The 20,743-nt window shown below is 29.4% G+C and carries 18 protein-coding genes; 4 read left to right on the forward strand and 14 right to left on the reverse strand.

Going from position 1 to position 20,743, the window contains the following annotated elements; genetic code table 11:
* The first annotated feature begins 88 nt into the window (after positions 1-88).
* Positions 89-433 carry a hypothetical protein gene (locus BDW25_RS01430; RefSeq protein ID WP_002449774.1) on the forward strand — a complete coding sequence of 115 codons (345 nt, stop codon included), beginning with the start codon at positions 89-91 and terminating at the stop codon, positions 431-433.
* Between the two features lie 78 nt (positions 434-511).
* Here BDW25_RS01430 and BDW25_RS01435 read toward each other — a convergent pair whose 3' ends face one another.
* From BDW25_RS01435 to BDW25_RS01485, 11 genes are all read right to left on the reverse strand, one after another.
* On the reverse strand, positions 512-1,525 hold the full coding sequence (locus BDW25_RS01435; RefSeq protein WP_133944689.1) for a siderophore ABC transporter substrate-binding protein: 1,014 nt from the start codon (positions 1,523-1,525) through the stop codon (positions 512-514).
* 1,201 nt (positions 1,526-2,726) lie between these two features.
* Entirely contained in the window at positions 2,727-3,986 is a 1,260-nt protein-coding gene (locus BDW25_RS01440; protein WP_002449855.1) for an aminoacyltransferase, read from the reverse strand.
* Between the two features lie 18 nt (positions 3,987-4,004).
* Positions 4,005-5,267, reverse strand: coding sequence for an aminoacyltransferase (locus tag BDW25_RS01445; RefSeq protein WP_064207468.1), 1,263 nt, complete (start codon positions 5,265-5,267; stop codon positions 4,005-4,007).
* Positions 5,268-5,610: 343 nt separating this feature from the next.
* Positions 5,611-6,345 (reverse strand): tryptophan synthase subunit alpha, encoded by a 735-nt coding sequence (gene trpA / locus BDW25_RS01450; RefSeq protein WP_049336298.1) that lies wholly within the window; start codon positions 6,343-6,345, stop codon positions 5,611-5,613.
* Positions 6,338-7,552 carry a tryptophan synthase subunit beta gene (gene trpB / locus BDW25_RS01455; RefSeq protein ID WP_002449727.1) on the reverse strand — a complete coding sequence of 405 codons (1,215 nt, stop codon included), beginning with the start codon at positions 7,550-7,552 and terminating at the stop codon, positions 6,338-6,340. The genes trpA and trpB overlap by 8 nt, the downstream gene beginning before the upstream one ends.
* Entirely contained in the window at positions 7,533-8,183 is a 651-nt protein-coding gene (locus BDW25_RS01460; RefSeq protein ID WP_133944691.1) for a phosphoribosylanthranilate isomerase, read from the reverse strand. The genes trpB and BDW25_RS01460 overlap by 20 nt, the downstream gene beginning before the upstream one ends.
* Positions 8,180-8,959: an indole-3-glycerol phosphate synthase TrpC gene (gene trpC / locus BDW25_RS01465; protein WP_002449783.1), complete on the reverse strand. Its 780-nt coding sequence runs from the start codon at positions 8,957-8,959 to the stop codon at positions 8,180-8,182. The genes BDW25_RS01460 and trpC overlap by 4 nt, the downstream gene beginning before the upstream one ends.
* 2 nt (positions 8,960-8,961) lie before the next feature.
* Positions 8,962-9,966: an anthranilate phosphoribosyltransferase gene (gene trpD, locus BDW25_RS01470; protein WP_208318176.1), complete on the reverse strand. Its 1,005-nt coding sequence runs from the start codon at positions 9,964-9,966 to the stop codon at positions 8,962-8,964.
* Entirely contained in the window at positions 9,911-10,540 is a 630-nt protein-coding gene (locus BDW25_RS01475) for an anthranilate synthase component II (protein ID WP_002449807.1), read from the reverse strand. The genes trpD and BDW25_RS01475 overlap by 56 nt, the downstream gene beginning before the upstream one ends.
* Positions 10,537-11,946: an anthranilate synthase component I gene (locus BDW25_RS01480; RefSeq protein ID WP_133944695.1), complete on the reverse strand. Its 1,410-nt coding sequence runs from the start codon at positions 11,944-11,946 to the stop codon at positions 10,537-10,539. The genes BDW25_RS01475 and BDW25_RS01480 overlap by 4 nt, the downstream gene beginning before the upstream one ends.
* A gap of 487 nt (positions 11,947-12,433) precedes the next feature.
* Entirely contained in the window at positions 12,434-13,468 is a 1,035-nt protein-coding gene (locus BDW25_RS01485; RefSeq protein WP_133944697.1) for a M42 family metallopeptidase, read from the reverse strand.
* Between the two features lie 135 nt (positions 13,469-13,603).
* On the opposite strand from BDW25_RS01485, the gene BDW25_RS01490 reads away from it, so the two are divergent.
* Positions 13,604-14,695, forward strand: a complete 1,092-nt coding sequence (locus BDW25_RS01490) for a prephenate dehydrogenase (protein ID WP_049336310.1) — start codon at positions 13,604-13,606, stop codon at positions 14,693-14,695.
* Between the two features lie 51 nt (positions 14,696-14,746).
* Here BDW25_RS01490 and BDW25_RS01495 read toward each other — a convergent pair whose 3' ends face one another.
* Positions 14,747-16,009: a Y-family DNA polymerase gene (locus tag BDW25_RS01495; protein WP_133944699.1), complete on the reverse strand. Its 1,263-nt coding sequence runs from the start codon at positions 16,007-16,009 to the stop codon at positions 14,747-14,749.
* Between the two features lie 148 nt (positions 16,010-16,157).
* Between BDW25_RS01495 and BDW25_RS01500 the strand changes: the two genes are divergently transcribed.
* Entirely contained in the window at positions 16,158-16,343 is a 186-nt protein-coding gene (locus BDW25_RS01500; RefSeq protein ID WP_002449790.1) for a 2-hydroxymuconate tautomerase, read from the forward strand.
* 78 nt (positions 16,344-16,421) lie between these two features.
* Here BDW25_RS01500 and BDW25_RS01505 read toward each other — a convergent pair whose 3' ends face one another.
* A complete protein-coding gene (locus BDW25_RS01505) occupies positions 16,422-17,405 on the reverse strand; it encodes an LCP family protein (RefSeq protein WP_002449708.1) in 984 nt (327 codons plus the stop codon).
* A gap of 140 nt (positions 17,406-17,545) precedes the next feature.
* Here BDW25_RS01505 and msrA point away from each other — a divergent pair, with 140 nt between their 5' ends.
* Positions 17,546-18,061, forward strand: a complete 516-nt coding sequence (gene msrA, locus BDW25_RS01510; RefSeq protein WP_002449832.1) for a peptide-methionine (S)-S-oxide reductase MsrA — start codon at positions 17,546-17,548, stop codon at positions 18,059-18,061.
* A 37-nt stretch (positions 18,062-18,098) separates the two neighbouring features.
* On the opposite strand, the gene mprF is transcribed toward msrA, so the two are convergent.
* Complete coding sequence (gene mprF, locus BDW25_RS01515; RefSeq protein WP_133944701.1) at positions 18,099-20,621, reverse strand: bifunctional lysylphosphatidylglycerol flippase/synthetase MprF; 2,523 nt, start codon at positions 20,619-20,621, stop codon at positions 18,099-18,101.
* Positions 20,622-20,743 lie beyond the last annotated feature (122 nt).

Raw genomic sequence — 20,743 nt, forward strand, 5'->3', positions numbered from 1 at the left:
GAGTCATTTTAATAATTAAGAAGGTATAATTATTTATAAAAGTATTGTATATTACATATTATAAAATATAAAAGTTGAGGCGTTTTTTATGACGATATTTGATATGCCAAATTATCTTTGGATTACAATCGTAGCAATGATGATATTAACTGTCTTTTGTACATTGGTACTGAAAAAATGGTTTTCAGCAACAGTAATTACCTTCGTTGTTTTAGCAATATTAGCTTTCTTTATTCCTAATTTTTATAATATAACGTTCCAGCCTTTATTAGGCTATGCGGCTTTTCTTGCCATTATAAGTTTAATGATTAGTTTCCTTTTATGGTATTTTACAAGAGGATGGCGCCGAGAACGTAAAGAAAAGCAATTGGAAAAAGAGATGAAAAAATATGATCACGACGAGTACATGTATCGCCGTCGTGATAGAAGATAAATATAAGGGAGTAGGATAGAATTCATTTTGAATTCGTTATCCCACTCCTATTTATATTATTAATGGTGTATAACATGATTATTTTTTAAAGGCTTTTTCAATTTTATTTAATTGATGAATAGTTGTTTCAATACCACCTTCACTAAAATACCAAGCGTTAGCTTCAAATTGATATACTTGGTGATTTTTTATTGCTTTCATATCTTTTATCACTTTATTATTTAAAGCAGAAGGTAACGTTTTGTCATCCGCATTTTTAGTTCGATTAATTACAAACAATTTATTAGGATTAATTTTATTTAAATACTCATTAGTAACTATATTACCAGCTGAATTTGCTTTCATTTTAGGATCAGCGTGATTAATTCCTAAATCTTTATTTAAGAAGCCCCCGAATCTACCAGTTGGTCCGAAGACACTAATGCCTTTATCATCAACATTTAAAAGTAATACGGTATCATTATTCATTACTTTTTTAGTCTTTTTCACTTCTTCACTTAATTTATGATTAAGCGCTTTTGCTTTTTCTTCTTTTTTGAAAATTTTACCAAACAATGTCGTATGTTCTTTAATTGATGAAATATAATGATCATTATCGGGACTAACAAATAAAATTTTAGCATTAGGCGCCGCTTTTTTCATTTCATCTATTGTTTTTGTATGTGCTTGTCTAAATGAAGCAAAGATAACATTAGGCTTTGATTTAGCTAATTCATCATAATTAGGTCTTCCAGGATTGCCTAGATTTGTATATTTACTGTTTTTAAATTCCGAAAGGGAAGAAGGTAAGAATGAAGCACCTTGTCCTTTAGCAATAGAAACTATTTTATCTTGAAGTCCCATTTGTTGCATAATATCTAACGCGCCATAATCTAGTACTGCTACACGTTTTGGATTAACTGGTACTTTAACTGTTTCTGTTTTATTTTTGCCTCTACTATGTGTATGATTCTTATCCTTAAATTCATATGTATTTTTTACTGTAATGGTATTTTTACTAGATGAAGAATTTGAATCCGATTGCTTATTACATGCTGATAAAATTAAAATAACTGATAAAATTAATAGAATATATTTAAATAATTTTTGCATTTTCTTACCTCCTAGAGAACATTATAATAGAAAATGATAATCATTATCAATTAAATATTTACGTTTTATAACATTATTTTACCTAAAATATTACATATTCCTTTTATATTAGTAGTGATTTCTTTAATACATGTATTAGACTTAAAATAAGTGATCTTATTGATTATTCGATAATTTTAAAAGGAGTATATTGCTCATAATATTGGAAAGGTATATTTAATAAAATCGTCTTAATAAACGATAATCAAAATTATAAGAATGGATCATTTTTTATGATATAAAAGTCATTCTTTGAAATAATTGTTATTATAAATCATGGTCCATTATCATCGATAGACCGTAAATTGATAAGGTAGAACAGGTAATAAATTATTTATCTGCAAAAATAATTTGATATCTTACATTATGTAAACTAAATAAGCATTCAATAATTGATTCATTATCAAAATATATTGTGTCATAAATACCAACACTAGATTCATATTAGTATTTTCTACGTTATATATAACGTAGTTGATTTTTATCATAACAAATTATAACTAAGTCAATCATTTTAGATAGATCAATGTTAACCACAGGATTATAACTAAAATATATCATTACAGTGTCATTAAAATAGAATAGGTCCCCTAATCGTTATATATACAACTTCCTATAATATATATTATGTAAACTAAATTGTTGAAATCTGTATTTTTATATGAATATCTTCAATTTAAGCTTTTTAACAAAATACAGATATTTAAAGTTTTAATATATTCCTTAACTCATTTACATATGCCCATGCATTCTAATTTTATGAGTATTTATTTAAAGTTATTATTTTTCTACAGTTCGGTAATCAATATCTAAAGTATTGAATCATGGTTGTCGACATTACGATTCATACAATCATTCTTAATTATTTGATAAATCAATCAAAGCGGAATGATTTCTATTAGATTAGTTATTTGATGATATAATAGCTATGTATTTATCATTTGAATTATAAAAAGATATAAAATTCATTTTTTATAAAATATCAAAAACAAATTTCTTTTGGTGTATCATTGATAAAAATGATTGATATGCTATTATTAATTTGTAGGATGCAACTTGTATTTACAACTTAGAATTTACCTACACTATTTATAATTAGTCTCTATCACTAATTATAAAAAGCATACTGGCAAGATTGCCAATATGCTTTTTATTCTAATTGTTATTTTTTAATCTTCTTACGTATACGATTCAATGTTTTAAATAGCCAATATTTAGGTTTATTAATTGGTTTATAGAAGTCTCCAATTAACTCCTCGATATATACATTAAACCCTCTTTTAAAGCGATAAACACCATAATCTTCACTATTTTCAGTGAAATCACCAGATAAACCATAAAAATTATATCGATCATATCCATGGTCAAAGCAATAATTCATCATAAACCAATGCATCATGTATGGTCCCATATAATTATTGTATTTTTCTGATGAGCCGCCTGAGAAATAGTTTACTTCATAAGCATTTGCAAAGTATACTCCAGAAGCTAAGTTTAAAATTTGTCCATCAGTTTGACGTAATTCACTTGCATGTAAGAGCTCTTTTTGGTCATGTTCTATTTGTTTATCTAATTCAGCAATTTTTTTCAGCTGTTTGTCACTTTTATTGTCTTTAGACATCATTTGATCACGACGCGTTTCTTTATCATTTAAAGAGGTTTGCAATGATTTAATATAGTCATCTAAATCAATATATGCTAATGGCACTAATGCTTTATCGCCGTATGTATCTATAAAATTATAAAAATATTCATCTGTTTTTGAAACAAAACCGGTACGTGCTTCTGTTTCACGATACAAGTCTAAGAAAATGTTTAGTTCATCTCTTTTAAGAAATCTTACTTTTACTCCATAGTTTATCGCTTTATTTATATTTCTTTTACGTTGACTATCAAACTGCTTTTTCAATGATGCAGGTGTTTCACCTTTTAGATAATTTACACCCATCCATCTCACTTGACTAGAGCGATCATATTTCGTAGTGAAACCATGATGTTCGTAACCATGTGATTTAAATAAATTAACTAAAGCATCATTTTTTTCGTGACCTTCAACCGGATTGATATCTTTATCATAAATTTGATAAATCCAATATGGATCAAGTTTTACATATAAACATTGATGTTGGTGTAGGTATTTTTCTAATTCTCTTAGGTAAAAATCAACAAGACCTAAATCGGAATAATCCATCACCGGTCCACGATTTGAATAGTATACATAACTTCCCATAGTTGGAATTTTTGAGAAAAGACTTGCAGCAATCACTTTATTACTTTCATCTTTTACGCCTAATAACACAACTTCAAATCCGTCATTTTCTCTAGTTTTTATATTTTCAGTAACTTGAAAGTAATGACTCTCTAATGATGGATTTTGTACGAAGGTTTCATATTCTTTAACTGTTAACTCTGTAAATTTCATATTCGCACTATCCCCCTCTTAATTCAATCTTTTTTTAATTTTTTTAAGTGTTGTATATAGTGAATACATTGGTTTATTTATAGGTTTAACGAAATCACCAACATATTCAATTACATCTGCATTAAATCCTTTTTTAAATTTTACAACACCTGCATCTTCAGCATCATCTGTAAAATGACCACTAATCCCATAAAAATTATAACGGTCAATGCCATGATCAATTGCATAATTAATCATAGTCCATTGAACTGCATAACTTCCAGCGAAGTGTCTATATTTATTTGACGTTCCACCTGCATAATATACAACTTCAAATGGATTAATAAAGAAGAATCCAGCAGATATTGGTAATTCGTTACCATGTTCTAATTGAAGTTGTGTTGCTTCATCAATTTTTTGCTCATTTGCTTTTAATTGCTGTTCTAAATTTATTTTTTTATTTTGTGCTTTTTTGTTATCTGGTCGTTTTTCAATATCTTTTAGAGCTTTGTTTAAGTCTTTATTTAATGTCTGACGTTCTGCATGAAGTTCTTCAAGATATTCATCAAATTTTATATATGCGAGAGGTACTAATACTCTATCTTTAAAATGATCAAATCGATTATAGTAAAAACTATCCTCTCTATCAGAAAATTCTTTAGTCTCTGATGTATCTTCCATAAATGATCTGAAAATAGGTAATTCCTCTTTAGTAAGAAATCTTACTTTAACACCATTTTTTTGGACTTTTTTAGTATTTCTTTTTCGTAAACTATCCATTCCATTTAATACATCTTTAGCAGTTTTATCCTTTAAATTTAAAACTGAATGGAACCGAATTTGTAATATTGGATCAAATCCTGTTGTAAAACCTTCGTGTTGATATCCTAATTGTTTCATTTTATCGAAGAACCAATCATTCCCAGCATTTCCTGTAATATCACCATCATGATTACGATATTGATAAGGCAAATAAGGGTCTATACGTACATATAAACAATGTTGTTGTTTTAAATATTTACTTAATTCGTTAAAGAAAAAGTGAACGAGTTCTTTGTTTTCATAATCAATGACTGGACCACGATTTGAATAAAAATATTTAAAAATTTTCATAACGGGTACAGCAGTTAGCATACAAGCAGCAATGACTTCATTATCTTTATTTTTAATTCCTACTAAATGAGTTTCAGTTTTCTCAGCAACTTTTAACTCATAATTTTCAGTCATCTGTGTAAAATGGCTATATGGCATTTTTTCAGTAAAATCGCCAAATTCTGTAGATGTTAAATTTGTAAACTTCATTATCTCTATAACTCCTAATTTAGAATCTTTATTTAATTTGAGTTGACTAATTTTAAAATTTTAGCTTATGTATATGTTGTGAATACGCATCGGTCTAATCTCAATAAGTATACACTAGATAAGGTTAAAACTAAAATATAAACCTGTATACACTTCCAATTAACCTAAATGCTCTTAAATTCTTGGCTTCTATCTTCTACAAATAATAAGAGCTGAAAAAGAATGATTTTCAGCTCTTAAATTCATATCTAATTTCATTTTAAATCAATTAATACTACATTGCTACTAATTCTTAAGTATTTCATGCTATGAATACTTTAAATAGCTTTTATTTTATACTATGCTAATAGTTATTTAAAATTTGTCTAATCTCCCTTAAGTATTCTCCTGTTTGATTTAAGTCATCATTTTCAAATCTTCGAACGATTTCACTTCCAATAACAACACCATCTACATCTTTTACCAAATCTTTTATATGGTCTGTAGTTCTTATTCCAAATCCTGCTACAACTGGAAGAGCTGTAAAAGATTTAATCATTTTTATCTGGTCTTTAAGCTTTGGATGAAACGTTCCATCTTCTCCTGTAGTAGCATTCATCGTTACAGTATAGATAAATCCTTCAGCATGTTTTGCTATATTTTGTATACGATTTGTATCTGCCGTCATTGCTATTAATGAAATTATTTTTACTACTCTATTATCATTTAATTGTTGTTTTAATTGTTCTATTAATTCAAATGGTAAGTCTGGAATAATTACTCCATAAACACCAATATCATCGCATTTTTTAAAAAAGGCTTTTTCTCCATAACTTAAAATAACATTATAGTATGTCATTAGGACATATTTACAATTAATTTCGTTTTGATGTTTATCTAACTCATCAAATATATAGTCGATTGTTATATGATTTTGAAGTGCTTCATGACCAGCTTTCATAATGATAGGTCCATCAGCTACAGGATCTGAAAATGGAATACCAATTTCTATCATATCTGCTCCACTTTTATCAAGTAATTTTACATTTTCTAAAAATTGTCTATTACCCATGATATAAGGAATAAATAATTTACTCATTTTTGTCCTCCTTTCTTTGTTGGATATATTGTTGAATCGTTTCCATATCTTTATCTCCACGTCCAGATATTGTCACTACTAATATATCGTTTTGTTTCATTTGAGGTGCTAATTTTTCTACATAACTTAATGCATGTGCACTTTCTATAGCGGGGATAATACCTTCTATTTTGGTGAAGCGGACAAGTGCTTCCATTGCTTCTTCATCGCTAGCACATTCATAGGTTACTCTTCCAATATCATGATAATATGAATGTTCAGGTCCAATACCTGGGTAATCTAATCCTGCTGAGATAGAATGTGCCAATTCAATTTGTCCATGTTCATCTTGGATTAAATACATTTTTGATCCATGAAGCACGCCAGCCTTTCCCTTCCCTATCGCAAGTGCATGTTGATTAGTATCCTTACCTCTGCCAGCTGCCTCCACACCGTATAATTTCACATTATCTTTGATAAAAGGATAAAATGTTCCTATTGCATTAGATCCTCCTCCTACACAAGCAACTACTGCATCTGGCAAACGATGTTCCTTCTCTAATAGTTGTGATTTTATTTCTTGACCAATTACACTCTGAAAATCTCTAACCATTGTTGGAAATGGATCCGGTCCTAAAGCTGATCCTAATAGATAATGTGTATCCTCCACGTGACTTACCCAATACTGTAGCGCTTTATTAACTGCGTCAGATAAAGTTCCTTGACCTTCATCCACAGCTTCAACTTTAGCTCCTAATAATTCCATTCTAAATACATTCAGTTGTTGCCTTTTGATGTCTTCTCTTCCCATAAAAACAATCAATTCCATATCAAATAATGCAGCCACTGTGGCACTTGCAACTCCGTGTTGTCCAGCTCCCGTTTCTGCAACAAGTTTATGTTTACCCATTCGTTTAGCGAGCAATGCTTGACCTATGGCATTATTGATTTTATGGGCACCAGTATGATTTAAATCTTCTCTTTTTAAATAAATTTTAGCCCCACCTAATGTTTCTGTGTATGATTTCGCATAAGTCAATGGTGTTTCTCTCCCAACATAATCCTTTAAATAATATGCTATCTCTTGTTGGAATTTAGGATCACTTTTGGCTTTTTTATACGCTCTCTTTAATTCAATGATAGCTGGCATTAATGTTTCCGGTACATATTGTCCTCCGTACTCACCAAAAAAACCTAGTTCATTTGCTTCAGTTTGTATCTGTTTCATATTCTAAGCTCCTTTTAACGTAATTTATAATTGTTTCCATTTTCAATTTATCCTTGCATTCATTTGTCTCTATACCACTGGATATATCATAGCCTTTATGTGATAAATCTAGCTTTTCAATCTGTTGAATAGCATTTATGTTTATTCCTCCTGCAATAAGATAAGGAATGTCTTGGCTTACTGATTCTAATATTTGCCAATTAAACGTTTGACCCGTACCACCCAATTGAATTGAAGGAGTATCAATAATAAATAAATCCACCCATGGCTTATATTGATTAATATCTCTATTCAAATTTTCTGTAGCCGGCAACGCTTTAATTATCTTAATATTCTTAAAATTCAATTTAACTTTTTGGATTAATTCAATTGCTTCATTACCATGAAATTGAATGGCATTCACATTGGTTTGTTGCAACAATGTATTTAATTCTTTATATGTAGGATTCACAACAACTATAACTCGATGAATGTGCTTTGCTACAAATTGATTTAAATAGTTAATTTGTTCTATATTTAAATGACGTTTACTTTTTGGATAATGAATAAAACCTATCATGTCTATGTCTAAGGAATTGACTTTTAAAATATCACTTTTTGTTTTAAAACCACAAAATTTTAGTATATTCATTTCTCTTTATTTAATTTTAATGAAGGTAATAACGATGATATATTATTACTATTCATTAAAGCTCCTCCCACAAGTAACCCGTCTATTCCACTACTTACAATTTTTTTTACATCATTTAAAGTTGTAATACCACTTTCAGAAATATAGTAATAACCTTCTTTTTTCATTTCCAAAATGTCATTAGTATGTTCTACTTTAGTAATAAATGTTTTTAAATCTCTATTATTTACTCCAATGATTTTAGGTTTAATTTGATATGCGCGTTCTAACTCTTCTTTGTTATGGACTTCAACTAAGACTTCTAAGTTTTGAGACATTGCATAATGATATAAAGACTGAAGTGTATCATTGGTTAAAATATTTACTATTAATAAAATAATAGAAGCTCCAGCTCTCTTAGCAAGATCAATTTGAAGCGGATCAATGATAAAATCCTTACATAATACTGGTAAATGTGTGAGTTGTGTTAACGTTTGTAGACGTTCAAAACTTCCTCCAAAATATTTTTCATCGGTTAAAATTGAAATAGCATTTGCTCCATGATTTTCATATTTAGCAATTTGATGCTCTAAGTTAATGTCCTTGAATGCTTTTACAGAAGGACTTTTAGATTTTATTTCTGCAATAATACTCAATGTTGATTCTCTTTTCAAAGTGGTTTCTAGAGCTGACTTATAAGATACATCAACTTTTTTAATATGTTTTATTTTATCAGTATAATACCCATCACTTAGTAATTGTTTTTTATACTGTACAATCTCATCTAATATTGTCACTTTTATTCCCCTTTCATCAACTGATATTGTTTTAAGGCTTTGCCACTATTAATTAAATCTTTTGCTAAATCAACGCCCTTTTTAATACTATCCACTCTATTTGATATATATAAGGCTAATGCTGCATTCAGCACTACGACATTTCTTTTAGGGGAATGATCTTTTCCACTTAATATATCAATGGTAATGTTTTTATTTTCTTCAGGTGTACCACCTTGAAGTTCTATATTATTCGCATTAGCAATGCCGTAATCTCGTGCATTTAAAACATAATGTGAAATAGTTCCATCTTCATGCAATTCATATATTTCGTTATCCCCAGATAACGTTGCTTCATCCATTCTATTCGCGCCATGAAGTACGATACCTCTTCGTCGTCCTAAATCTTTCATAGTTTTAATAATCATGGATAATTGGAAAGCATCGTATACCCCCATTACTTGATAATCTAATTTAAAAGGATTGATTAATGGTCCAACAATATTGAAAATAGTTGGTTCATGAATGAGTTTTCTAATAGGTTGAATATATTTCATAATTGGATAAGATTCCATAGCACTGATAAATGCTAAATGCGTTTTAGATACTTGTTTGGCTACATTCGCTACTTTCGTAGTAGGAATGTGTAATTGTTGTAATAAATCGGTACTTCCAGAATTAGATGTAATGCTTTTATTTCCATGTTTAATGACTGCAACATCTGCACTTGCTACTACAAATGATACTGTCGTTGAAATATTGAAACTATTTGATTTATCTCCTCCTGTTCCACAAACGCATATACTTCCTTTGTATTCAGGTTGAGTTGAATACATCGTATGAATAAGACTTTTCACTATATAAGTTAATTCTTTTTGTTGTATCGACTTATTTGTGAAAGCTTGTAATAACTTTACTTTATCTTGAGTATGACATTCTGGATTGATGAGATATTGAATAAATTCAGTAGTTTCATGTTGTGAGAGTGTTACATGGCTTTGAATTTGGTTGAGTAATGTTAAGGTCATCATATTTACCTCTTTCCTTTACGATATCGATAAAATTTTTAATTATTTGTTGTCCTTGGTCTGTTGCAAACGACTCGGGATGATATTGAATACCAAAATGTAATCCATTTTTTGTTTCATAAGATTGAATGCAATCTTTTGTTCTTCCAGTAATTATTAATTGTGATGGAAAAGAGATTTCATCACTTATTAATGAATGGTAACGCATTATATTAAATTGATTTGCTAAGTTGTTATATAATTTAGTTTGTTGAATAACTGTTAATATATCGACTTTACCATGCATGACTTTTTCACCTTGAATAACATGGCCACCGTAATAGCATGTTATTGCTTGTGCACCTAAACATACGCCCAATATCGGTAAAGATTTATACCTTTCAATAATATTTAATAGATGGTTACTATCTAAAGGATGACCAGGTCCTGGAGATATGATGAGACCATCACTTTGGTTAACGTAATTAAGCACATCTTTATCATCTGGATATTTAACAATGACGTCGTCTAATTGACTTACTATATCAACTAAGTTATATGTAAATGAGTCATAATTATCAATGATTAAAATCATGGTGTTACCTCCAATAAACTTTTTGCTTTTAATAATGTTTCTTCTAATTCTTTTTCTGGTACTGAATCATAAACCACCCCACATCCTGCTTCGACTTTCACGGTAGTATCATCGATTAACATTGTTCTTATTGCTAAGGCAAAATCTAAATTCTGATTGCAATTAATGTAGCCTACACCACCACTATATAGGCCACGTTTATATGGATATGTCTCATATATACGCCTAATTGCTCTAAGTTTTGGAGCTCCTGAAACAGTTCCTGTAGGTAATAAATTAGCAATTACTGTCATAGGAGATAATTCTCGCTTAATCTCACCTCTTACTTCGCTTACAATATGCATGACATGTTCATATTTTTCAATTTCCATTAATTTTGTAATTTTTGAACTACCGGTTCTACTGACTCTATGTATATCATTTCTGCCTAGATCAACAAGCATTCGATGTTCGCTTAATTCCTTTTCATCACTCAATAATTGCTCTGCATTTTGCTTATCTTCTTTTATGGTTTTACCTCTTTTAATTGTTCCAGCGATTGGATTCGTAATGACCGTCCCATCTTGTACAGCTACAAAACTCTCTGGAGAACTGCCTATAATAATTTGTGTAGTCATATTAATATAGTACATATATGGACTTGGATTACGTCTTTTTAAGTTTTGGTATAATTGATAACTTAATTGCAATGTATTATTTTTAAAATAATGATTGTAGCTATATATTCTAGATGGTACAACTTGAAACATATCGCCTTCTTTTATAAGTTCTTTCAATTGTTTTATAGTATTTATAAATTCATCATCTGATACATTTGGCATGATATTTGAAGGCGTAGGAGGATGAATATAATCATCTGTATAAGCTTTAATTTGAGATAGTGCCTTTACTCTATTTTTTACTCTTTCTTCTAAATCTTTCTGTTCTACTTCTGAGAATTGATTTGTAGCAATAACATATAATTCATCTTTATAATGATCAAATACATATACATCTTCTATCATGTGAAATTCAATATCATTGCTGTCCTTAATTTCTTGTATAGATTGCTGTTTTAACATTGGAAATTCATGTCTTATTAAGTCAAAACTACATGTACCAATAAAGCCAGATACAAATGGTAAATGTTTTAATTTTTCATCTGTAATCTGAATATTAAATTGATTGATATAATCTTTTAAGTATTCATAAGACTTTTCAGTAATTTCAATATTTTGTTTTTTTGTTTTTATCGTTAGTAAGTCGTTGTTTAACACAACAGAACCATAGCTTTCGAATGCTACAATAGAATATCTACCTTTAACTTGTTTTTGACTGGTACTTTCTAAAATAATTTTATTTTTCTTTAACTTTCCTAATACTTCGGGTGTAATATTAGCTCTAAGTATTTCATAATATATTTTCATTAAGCTTTAGTCCTTTCTCAAAAAAATATCAGCATCCTTATTTAAAAGGACGCTGACGCGCGGTACCACCTTAATTAACTAAATATTTTGAATTATCAAAATATTTAAAGTTCACTCATTTTTCATTTAATTTTTTATAAGTATAAACCCAATTTCATTATTAGTGATGTTAGTTTTCATCAACCACTAACTTTCTATGATTATCTAGCTAATAATTACTATATTTATACCAAAAAGACACCACGATTACGTTCCATAGATAAGGACGCGTTACCGTGGTGCCACCTTAATTAACATTACATGTTCACTTTACTGTTATTAAATTTAACCTTCTAAGTCCAATTCAAACATATGCTGTGCTAATTTACATCATCCATTAGCTTTCTATTTGCTACATCACATATCTTCTACTCAATTCTCAGAATTATTAAAATGTTATTATAATTCAGTATAATACATAAATAAATCTTCCTTGTCAATATTTATTTCAATTTATTGATGACAAGCAATAGGCATATAATAAGTTTTGAGCGGCATGTATAGAATCAATATGTGTTCGTTCCAGTGCATGAGAGGACTCAATACCAGCTCCAAATAACCCATGTTTAATATCTGCTCCTGCTTTTAATGCTGCAGACGCATCTGACGTATAATAAGGATAAATATCTATTTTATATGGAATATGATTAAATTTACATAAGTTTACTAGATGTGTTTTTAATCCTTTATGATAAGGTCCAGACGCATCTTTAGCACAAATAGATACTGTATATTCATCAGAAGATTGTCCCTCTCCAAGCGCTCCCATATCAAAAGCAATAAATTCTACAATTTTATTAGAAATAGATGCATTCGCTCCATATCCTATTTCCTCATTATTAGAAATATAAAATTGAATAGTATGTGGTAATTTAATTTGTTCACTTTTTATTCTTTCTAATAAATCTAATATCATTGCTACACTTGCTTTGTCGTCTAAATGTCGGGATTTAATAAATCCAGATGATGTTATTTCTGTTCTTGGATCAAAGCTAATAAAATTACCTATTTCTATTCCTAAATCTTCTGTCTCTTGCTTAGAAGACGTTTTTTCGTCTATACGGACTTCCATGTGTTCAATATCTCTTGGGATTTTTTCATTTTCACGATATACATGAACACTTGTTTCATGTAAACATATTGTCCCTGTGTATGTTTCGCCAGAGTCTGTTTCAATCTGACAATATTCTCCTTCAATCGCATTATATTTAAATCCACCAATTAGATCGATTGTTAAACGACCATCTTCTTTAATTTCTTTTACCATTGCACCTAAAGTATCTACATGAGCAGTAATACAACGTTGACGCTCATTGTCTTCGCCCTCAACTGTGATAATTAAAGCACCTTTATTTGTTAATTGAGTTGAATATCCTAAATGTTCTACTTTTTGTTTTACATAACTTATTGCTTTATAAGCATTTCCCGAAGGACTATTAATGTTAGTTAAGTTTTGAATTAATTCTAATATCTTTGATTCCATTCAACTTCCCCCTTTATCAATTTAAATATATTTTAACTTAGATAAATAGCGAACTCTAATGAATAGTATTGTTTAAAATGAATGACTAATTTAAAATATAGATATTCTGAATATTTAGAAATAAGGAGAGCTCATATGAAAAATATTTTATTTGTTGGTTTAGGATTAATTGGTGGAAGCTTAGCTAGTAATTTAAAATTTTATCAATCTGATTTTATAATTTCTGCCTATGATACTGATGTAACTCAACTAGATAAAGCAATGTCTATTGGTATAATTGATAAAAAGATTAATGATTATGCACTTGGTGTTAAGGAAGCGGATATTATTATCTTTGCTACTCCAGTTCATCAAACAGCGATATATCTAAATTCATTACCTAATTATGAAACTAAATCACACTTGATTGTAACGGATACTGGCAGTACAAAGCTTATCATTCAAAATTTTGAAAAACGTTTATTAGAATCAAATATCCATCTTGTTAGCGGGCATCCAATGGCTGGTAGCCATAAATCCGGTGTCCTTAATTCAAAAAAGCACTTATTTGAAAATGCATACTATATTTTAGTTTACGATGATGAACATAATACACAAGCAGCTAAAACATTACAAGATTTGCTCTCCCCTACACTAGCTAAATTTATTGTTACTAATGCAAAAGAACATGATTATGTAACGGGGATTGTCAGTCATGTTCCACATATTATTGCCTCTAGTTTAGTACACTTGAGTTCAAGCCATGCAAATGATCATGCTTTAGTCAAACAGCTTGCTGCTGGTGGATTTAGAGATATTACAAGAATTGCAAGTAGTAATGCCGAAATGTGGAAGGATATCTCACTTAGTAATAAACAAAATATCATTAGTTTACTAGAAGATATGCAAACCAATATTAAGGATATGATAGTTAAACTTAAAAATGAAGAAGAACAACAAATATATCAATTCTTTGAAGAAGCAAAAATATTTAGAGATCAATTACCTCTTAAACAACATGGTGTAGTCAATGTTGGGTATGATTTATATATTGATATTCCAGATAAAGCGGGTATGATTAATAAAATTACTTCCATACTTAGTTTACATAATATTTCTATAAGAAACTTAAAAATTTTAGAAGTTCGTGAGGATATTTTAGGTGCTTTACAAGTTACCTTTAAAACTCCAAAAGATCGTGAATTAGGTATTGTTGCTTTAAATGAATTTGATACTTATATTCCATAAAAAAGGAAGTGGGCCAAAATTCAAAATGAGTTTTGACCTACTTCCATTTATTTACATCTTATGACCTGCCATTAATCCTAATCTATTATGTTTTGTTCCAGATGCAGTATAAGAAATTGCTTTTGAAACAATGCCTTTGCCATATTTTCTTTGTAACGTATCAATCGTTTTAGCTAAATTTTCATCTCTTTGTCTTTTATATTCATTTACAAATAAATTTAATTGTCGATTTTCTTCATGAATGAACTGTGTTAGTGAAACACTTAACGTACGATACAAAGCGTGTTTATCACACAACTGATTCGCATAATCATTAACGACTTTAAATATATCTTGTTCTAGATTTGTAGCATCAGTTAAAGTGTGTTGTTTATGTATTCCTCCACCTTCAGTATATCCAAATGAAAAATGTATAGTACGTGCTAATTGCTTTCTTTCTCTTAATCTACAAGTAACATCTTCAATCAACTCTTGCATAACAATTTTTGCTTCTTTAAATTGATAGTCTCTCATCAAAATTTGGCTTTTACATATAGCTGGATTATTAATTTTACTTTTTTCTCTTATTTTACTTTGATCTATACCGTTAGCATGTAAATGCATATCAGTGCCTAATATACCAAAGTCTTTCTTCAAATATCTATGAGGATAATGTGCTAAATCACCTATTGTAATAATTCCTTTTTTATTTAACTTTATTTCTGTTTTTTTATTAATTCCCCAAAATGATTTCAATGGTGAAATACGCCATAATTTATCGGGTATGTCATGATACCGCCACTCAGTAATACCTTCTTTTATGTGTTTAGCTTCGATATCCATAGCTACTTTACTAAGTAACAAGTTAGAGCCAATACCTATCGTACAGTATATTCCTGTCTTATCTAATACTTCCTTTTGGAAACACTTAGCAAAAGAATATACTGTAGTATTAAAAAGATGATAGCTATTTGTTACATCCATAAAAAATTCATCAATACTATACTGATGTAAATCTTCCCTTGGAACATATTTAAGAGCAATTTTAGAAATTTCTAAAGATATTTCTAGATATCTTCTCATACTTGGATTAATAATATAAATATCATTACGCTGTGGAATTTCAAATAATCTAGATCCAGTTTTAATGCCAAGTTCTTTTAATTTAGGTGTTGCTGCCAAAACAACAGATCCTTGTCGCTTAGTGTCAGCAACCACTGCTAATTTTGTCGTTAAAGGATCTAACCCTTTTTCAATACAAGACACACTAGCATAAAAACTTTTCTGATCTACACATAGTATGTCTCTATCTTCAAGTAAATTATAATCATACATATCAATCCCCTCCTTAGATAATTCAATTATATAAGAACATTTGTTCCCTTACAATATTAAAAAGAACAAATGTTCTGTTTAAATATCTTGAAGTTCATTTTTTAAAAATGATATACTAAGCACATAATTATATAAGGAGGAAAACATCATGCCGATTGTAAATGTAAAATTATTAGAAGGACGCTCAGATGAGCAATTAAAAAACTTAGTCACTGAGGTTACAAATGCAGTGGAGAAAACAACAGGCGCAAATAGAGAAGCAATCCATGTAGTTATTGATGAAATGAAGAAAAATCACTACGGTGTAGGTGGCGTGAGAAAATCAGAACAATAATATTATAATCTTTAAAGTTTACATAATAATATTATTGTAGTTAAAGAGATAATAAATAAGCAGGCCAAAGTGGCCTGCTTATTTATTATCTTTTAAAAATGACTCTATTGCTTTTTTATTTTTCTCTTTATCAATATCTAATGCACTACCATCGTTATTAGTATTAATATTTTGATAAGAATTTTTTAACGGTACAGTTAGTGTTTCCACATTTTTATCGCCTCGTATTCCAAAACTTAGTCCTGTTTGGAAAATAGCTGAGTTTGGCATATCTGTATTAATATATCCTCTCAATATACCCGCTACTTTAGGTAATTTCACGATTGTACTTGGGGTAATTAATTCTTTCTTAAGTGTTTGCATAACTTGTTGTTGACGTCTCACGCGTCCAAAGTCCCCCTCTGGGTCATGTCTAAATCTAGCATAACCTAATAATTCTTTACCGTTTAATCGATGATGTCCTTTTTTCAATGAAACCCCAATATTTTCTGACATATCTTTTTCAACATCAATTGGCACACCATTAGGTTCTAATTCATCAATCATTTTTTCAAAGCCAGTGAAATCAATGACTGCATAGTATTCAGGATTAATACCTAAATTTTTATTTAATGTTTGTCTCAATAACTCTGGTCCACCAAGTGAGTATGCAGCGTTAATTTTATATTTGTCATAACCAGGAATTTCAGCATAAATATCACGCATAATTGACATCATTTTCATTTTTTTCTTAATATAGTCATACTGTACAACCATAATAGAGTCAGTTCTTGATTTTCCACCATTAGCTTGGTCAGCACCGAGCATTAATATTGTGATTTTCCCGTCATTTTTAACGGCTCCATTAAATTTATGAATTTTAATATCTTTTGCATGTTCTTGTGCATATTTCATCCCACTTTGATATCCATGAACGACATACGTAATCATTACAATAAGTAAAACTACAATAATCAGTATTACAAAAGGTAATTTTCGAAGTTTTTTCTTCTTGCGTCGTTTAGAAGGTATCGTTGTCCCCGATTGCCGTCTTAATATTGTATTATCCTTCTCTTCTGTCATATTTACCTACCTTACACTCTTTAAAATCTTCAAAATAATATTCGGATATACTATAATATATAAATAAGTTATATAAAATACCTTAAAAAATCAAGTGTTTTCAATAAATATTACAAAGGTGTTAGGAAAGGATGGCATAAATGAATATTAATACAGCATACTTTGCAGGAGGCTGTTTCTGGTGTATGACAAAACCGTTTGATCAATTTGAAGGTATTGAATCAGTAACATCAGGTTTTATGGGGGGATCAGTTAAAAATCCAACCTATGAACAAGTAAAAAGCGGAACTACTGGACACTATGAAACTGTTAAAATAGAGTATGATGTTGCTTTATTTTCTTATCATAAATTATTAGAAATATTTTTTTCAGTCATTGATCCATTAGATGCTGGCGGTCAATTTCAAGATAGAGGGTCACAGTATCAAACAGCTATTTTTTATACAAATGATGATCAAAGAAAAGTTGCGATTAATTATATCAAAGATTTAGAACAAACGATGCATTCTGATAAAGCCATTGCTACTAAGGTTCTTCCCGCTTCAAATTTTTATAAAGCAGAAGAATATCATCAAAATTTCTATAAAAAAAATCCTGAACGTTACGCACAAGAACAGCGAGATCGCGCAAATTATGATCCTCGTTCTAACTCATAATAAAAAAGATATCCGAAAACAATTTCGGATATCTTTTTTATTTATGTCTAATCACTCGCATTACTTTTAACATACTGTACCATAGAGAACTATCTTTTCTATATACCAAAAATCGCGGTTCCCACTGAGGACTATATTTTTCTTTATATCTTCGTAACCCCTGAAAACGATATAAACCATTAAAATGTTCAAACACACGTCCCGCAATACGTTCTCGTAAATAAGAATAATCGAGTTGACCTACATTTGATAAGGTAGCCATACCCATGTTAAAAGCTTTATACCCTTTTTCTTTACCCCATAATAACATATGTAGATATAATCCATCCATTAGAGGTAAATCTAATTCAGGTAACCAACGAATTAAATCTACTGAAATTGCTTCGTTATAGTATGTTGGCATTAATGTACAAAAAGCAATAATCTTACCTTCTTCATTTTTCATAATTCCAATTGGCGCTTTATCTAAGTACTGTTCTGTAAATTGACCAACAGAAAAATGCATTTCAGTACGTCCATCGAGCCACTTATCACTTACTTTTCTAAGCTCTTCTATAAACGCTTTAGAAAATGGTGGTTCTATAATTTCAAATTTAATATTTAAATCATTAAATTTATTCAGTGTTGCTCTAAAACCACGTCGTTTTTTTCCAGAAGTAGTAAATTGTGTTAAATCAATAATAGCCTCTTCGCCTAATTTAAAAAATTGATTTCCAAAATTATGATACAACGGCATAAAACGATCAGATACTTGATAGAAAATGACATCATAACCTAACTTTTCAGCATAACTATAGAAATCATCCAACAATGATTGGAATGATGCTGTATTTCCAATTGGATCTCCCAATACGACCAGCGCATTTGATTTATATCTATACATAAGAAAGGCTTGTTCACTGTCATGCATAAATACATCTTTATCACCACTATATATCAAATGACTTAAATAATTCCCTCCATATGTTTCTATAATTGATTTACATTGAGAAAATTCTTGGAATTGATGTGGGCGTTCAAAGCGACGACCAAATAACCATGCAATACCAACAATTAATAATATAACAACTACCACAGTTAACCAGAAATAATATTTTAATAATGACGTATCCATTTCCAAGTGATATAAATCTAAAGCATATAAGGTTTCAGAAATAATGAAATAATTAATATATAAAACAATCACACTAATGACTAAGGTAAATATTAAGTTTTTTAATCTAAATGGACGTTTAAATACTTTCGCACGTCGATAAGCTAAAATAAGTAAGATAAAAATAATGATGAGCCATGTAAGTAACATGATAGAAGCATACGTATATAACGTTGCAAGAAATATTAAAACAAGTGAAATCATTGAATAAATAATTGCTCTCTTACTTTGCTTATATATTCCCCTTACATTAACAAGTAATATTAAACATGCACTTGTATGAATAGACAACATGATATAGTAAATAAAATGATCTGCATCATATAATCCATCATACACAATCGTCACATTATTAATAAAGAAAATAAAACTTGTTAATAGTGCGAGAATAGATAAAGCAAATGCTGGGATTTTTGAAATAATATCTTTTTGATAAGACAGTATGAATGAGGTAATATCTTTAGCGGGTACAAAATATTTAGACTCTTCAAAGTACTTACGCGCAGAATTGCCAAATTCAAACGTAGATAGAATTAAAGCAATAATAACAGGTACAAAATAATAAGCAAAACGATATAACAGTAAGGCAATCAATATTTTTTCTTCAGGAATATCTAAGGATTTTAGTCCTAATAAAACAACTAAATCAAATGCTCCAAATCCACCTGGAATAAAACTAATTAGTCCAGATAATGCAGCAATAATAAAAATACCAAGTAATGTTGTAAAAGCTACATGAATATCAATAATCCATGCCGACAAGTAAAGTACAACAGCAGCGGCTATCCATTCAATACTTGAAACAAGCGTGCAATATATTCCTACCAATTTATTATGTTCAGTAACCGGTTTAACGACTGTATACACTATAAAAATAGGTAAAAATAAAGCGACTACGTACAATACCCATTTTACAAAACGTACTTTATCAAGAATATGAGAAGCATCGAAAATATGAAGTACGACTAAAATAGATAAGAAGCTTAAACCAGTTAACATTGAAACTAATATGATTGAAATAGCGTGAAGTAATCTTTTTCTATCAGAAGTATAATTTTTATAAATAAATGTTCTAAATCCTGCGCCTATAAATCCACCAAATCCAACAATAGCATTAAATGCATTAATAATATAACTCAAACGAAATACTTTGTTCAGTGGTATACTCAACTTTAAAGTTTTAACAAGAATGACATCATATAAACTTAAAAGTAGCATTGATGCGCCACCACATATAAATAAACCAATTAAAAACCATCGATTGATTTTACTAAATGCTTCTAATGTTTGTTTGAAGTTAATATGTGACAATTCATGATATAAAGTAGCAACTACTACAATAAAAAGTGTGACAGCAAATACCACTTTTAATATAGATATCAGTCTATTTTTATGTTCTTCAGTCATTATTCATTATTATCCTTTACATTATATTAATATAAAATATATCATATCATATTCTAGGTATATATCTTTAGACTATTGAACTAACATAATTGTAAGATAAAAGGTAGTGGAGGAGAATTCAT

The sequence above is a fragment of the Staphylococcus sp. AtDRG32 genome (genome assembly GCF_004365845.1).
Classification (GTDB): Bacteria; Bacillota; Bacilli; order Staphylococcales; family Staphylococcaceae; genus Staphylococcus; species Staphylococcus hominis.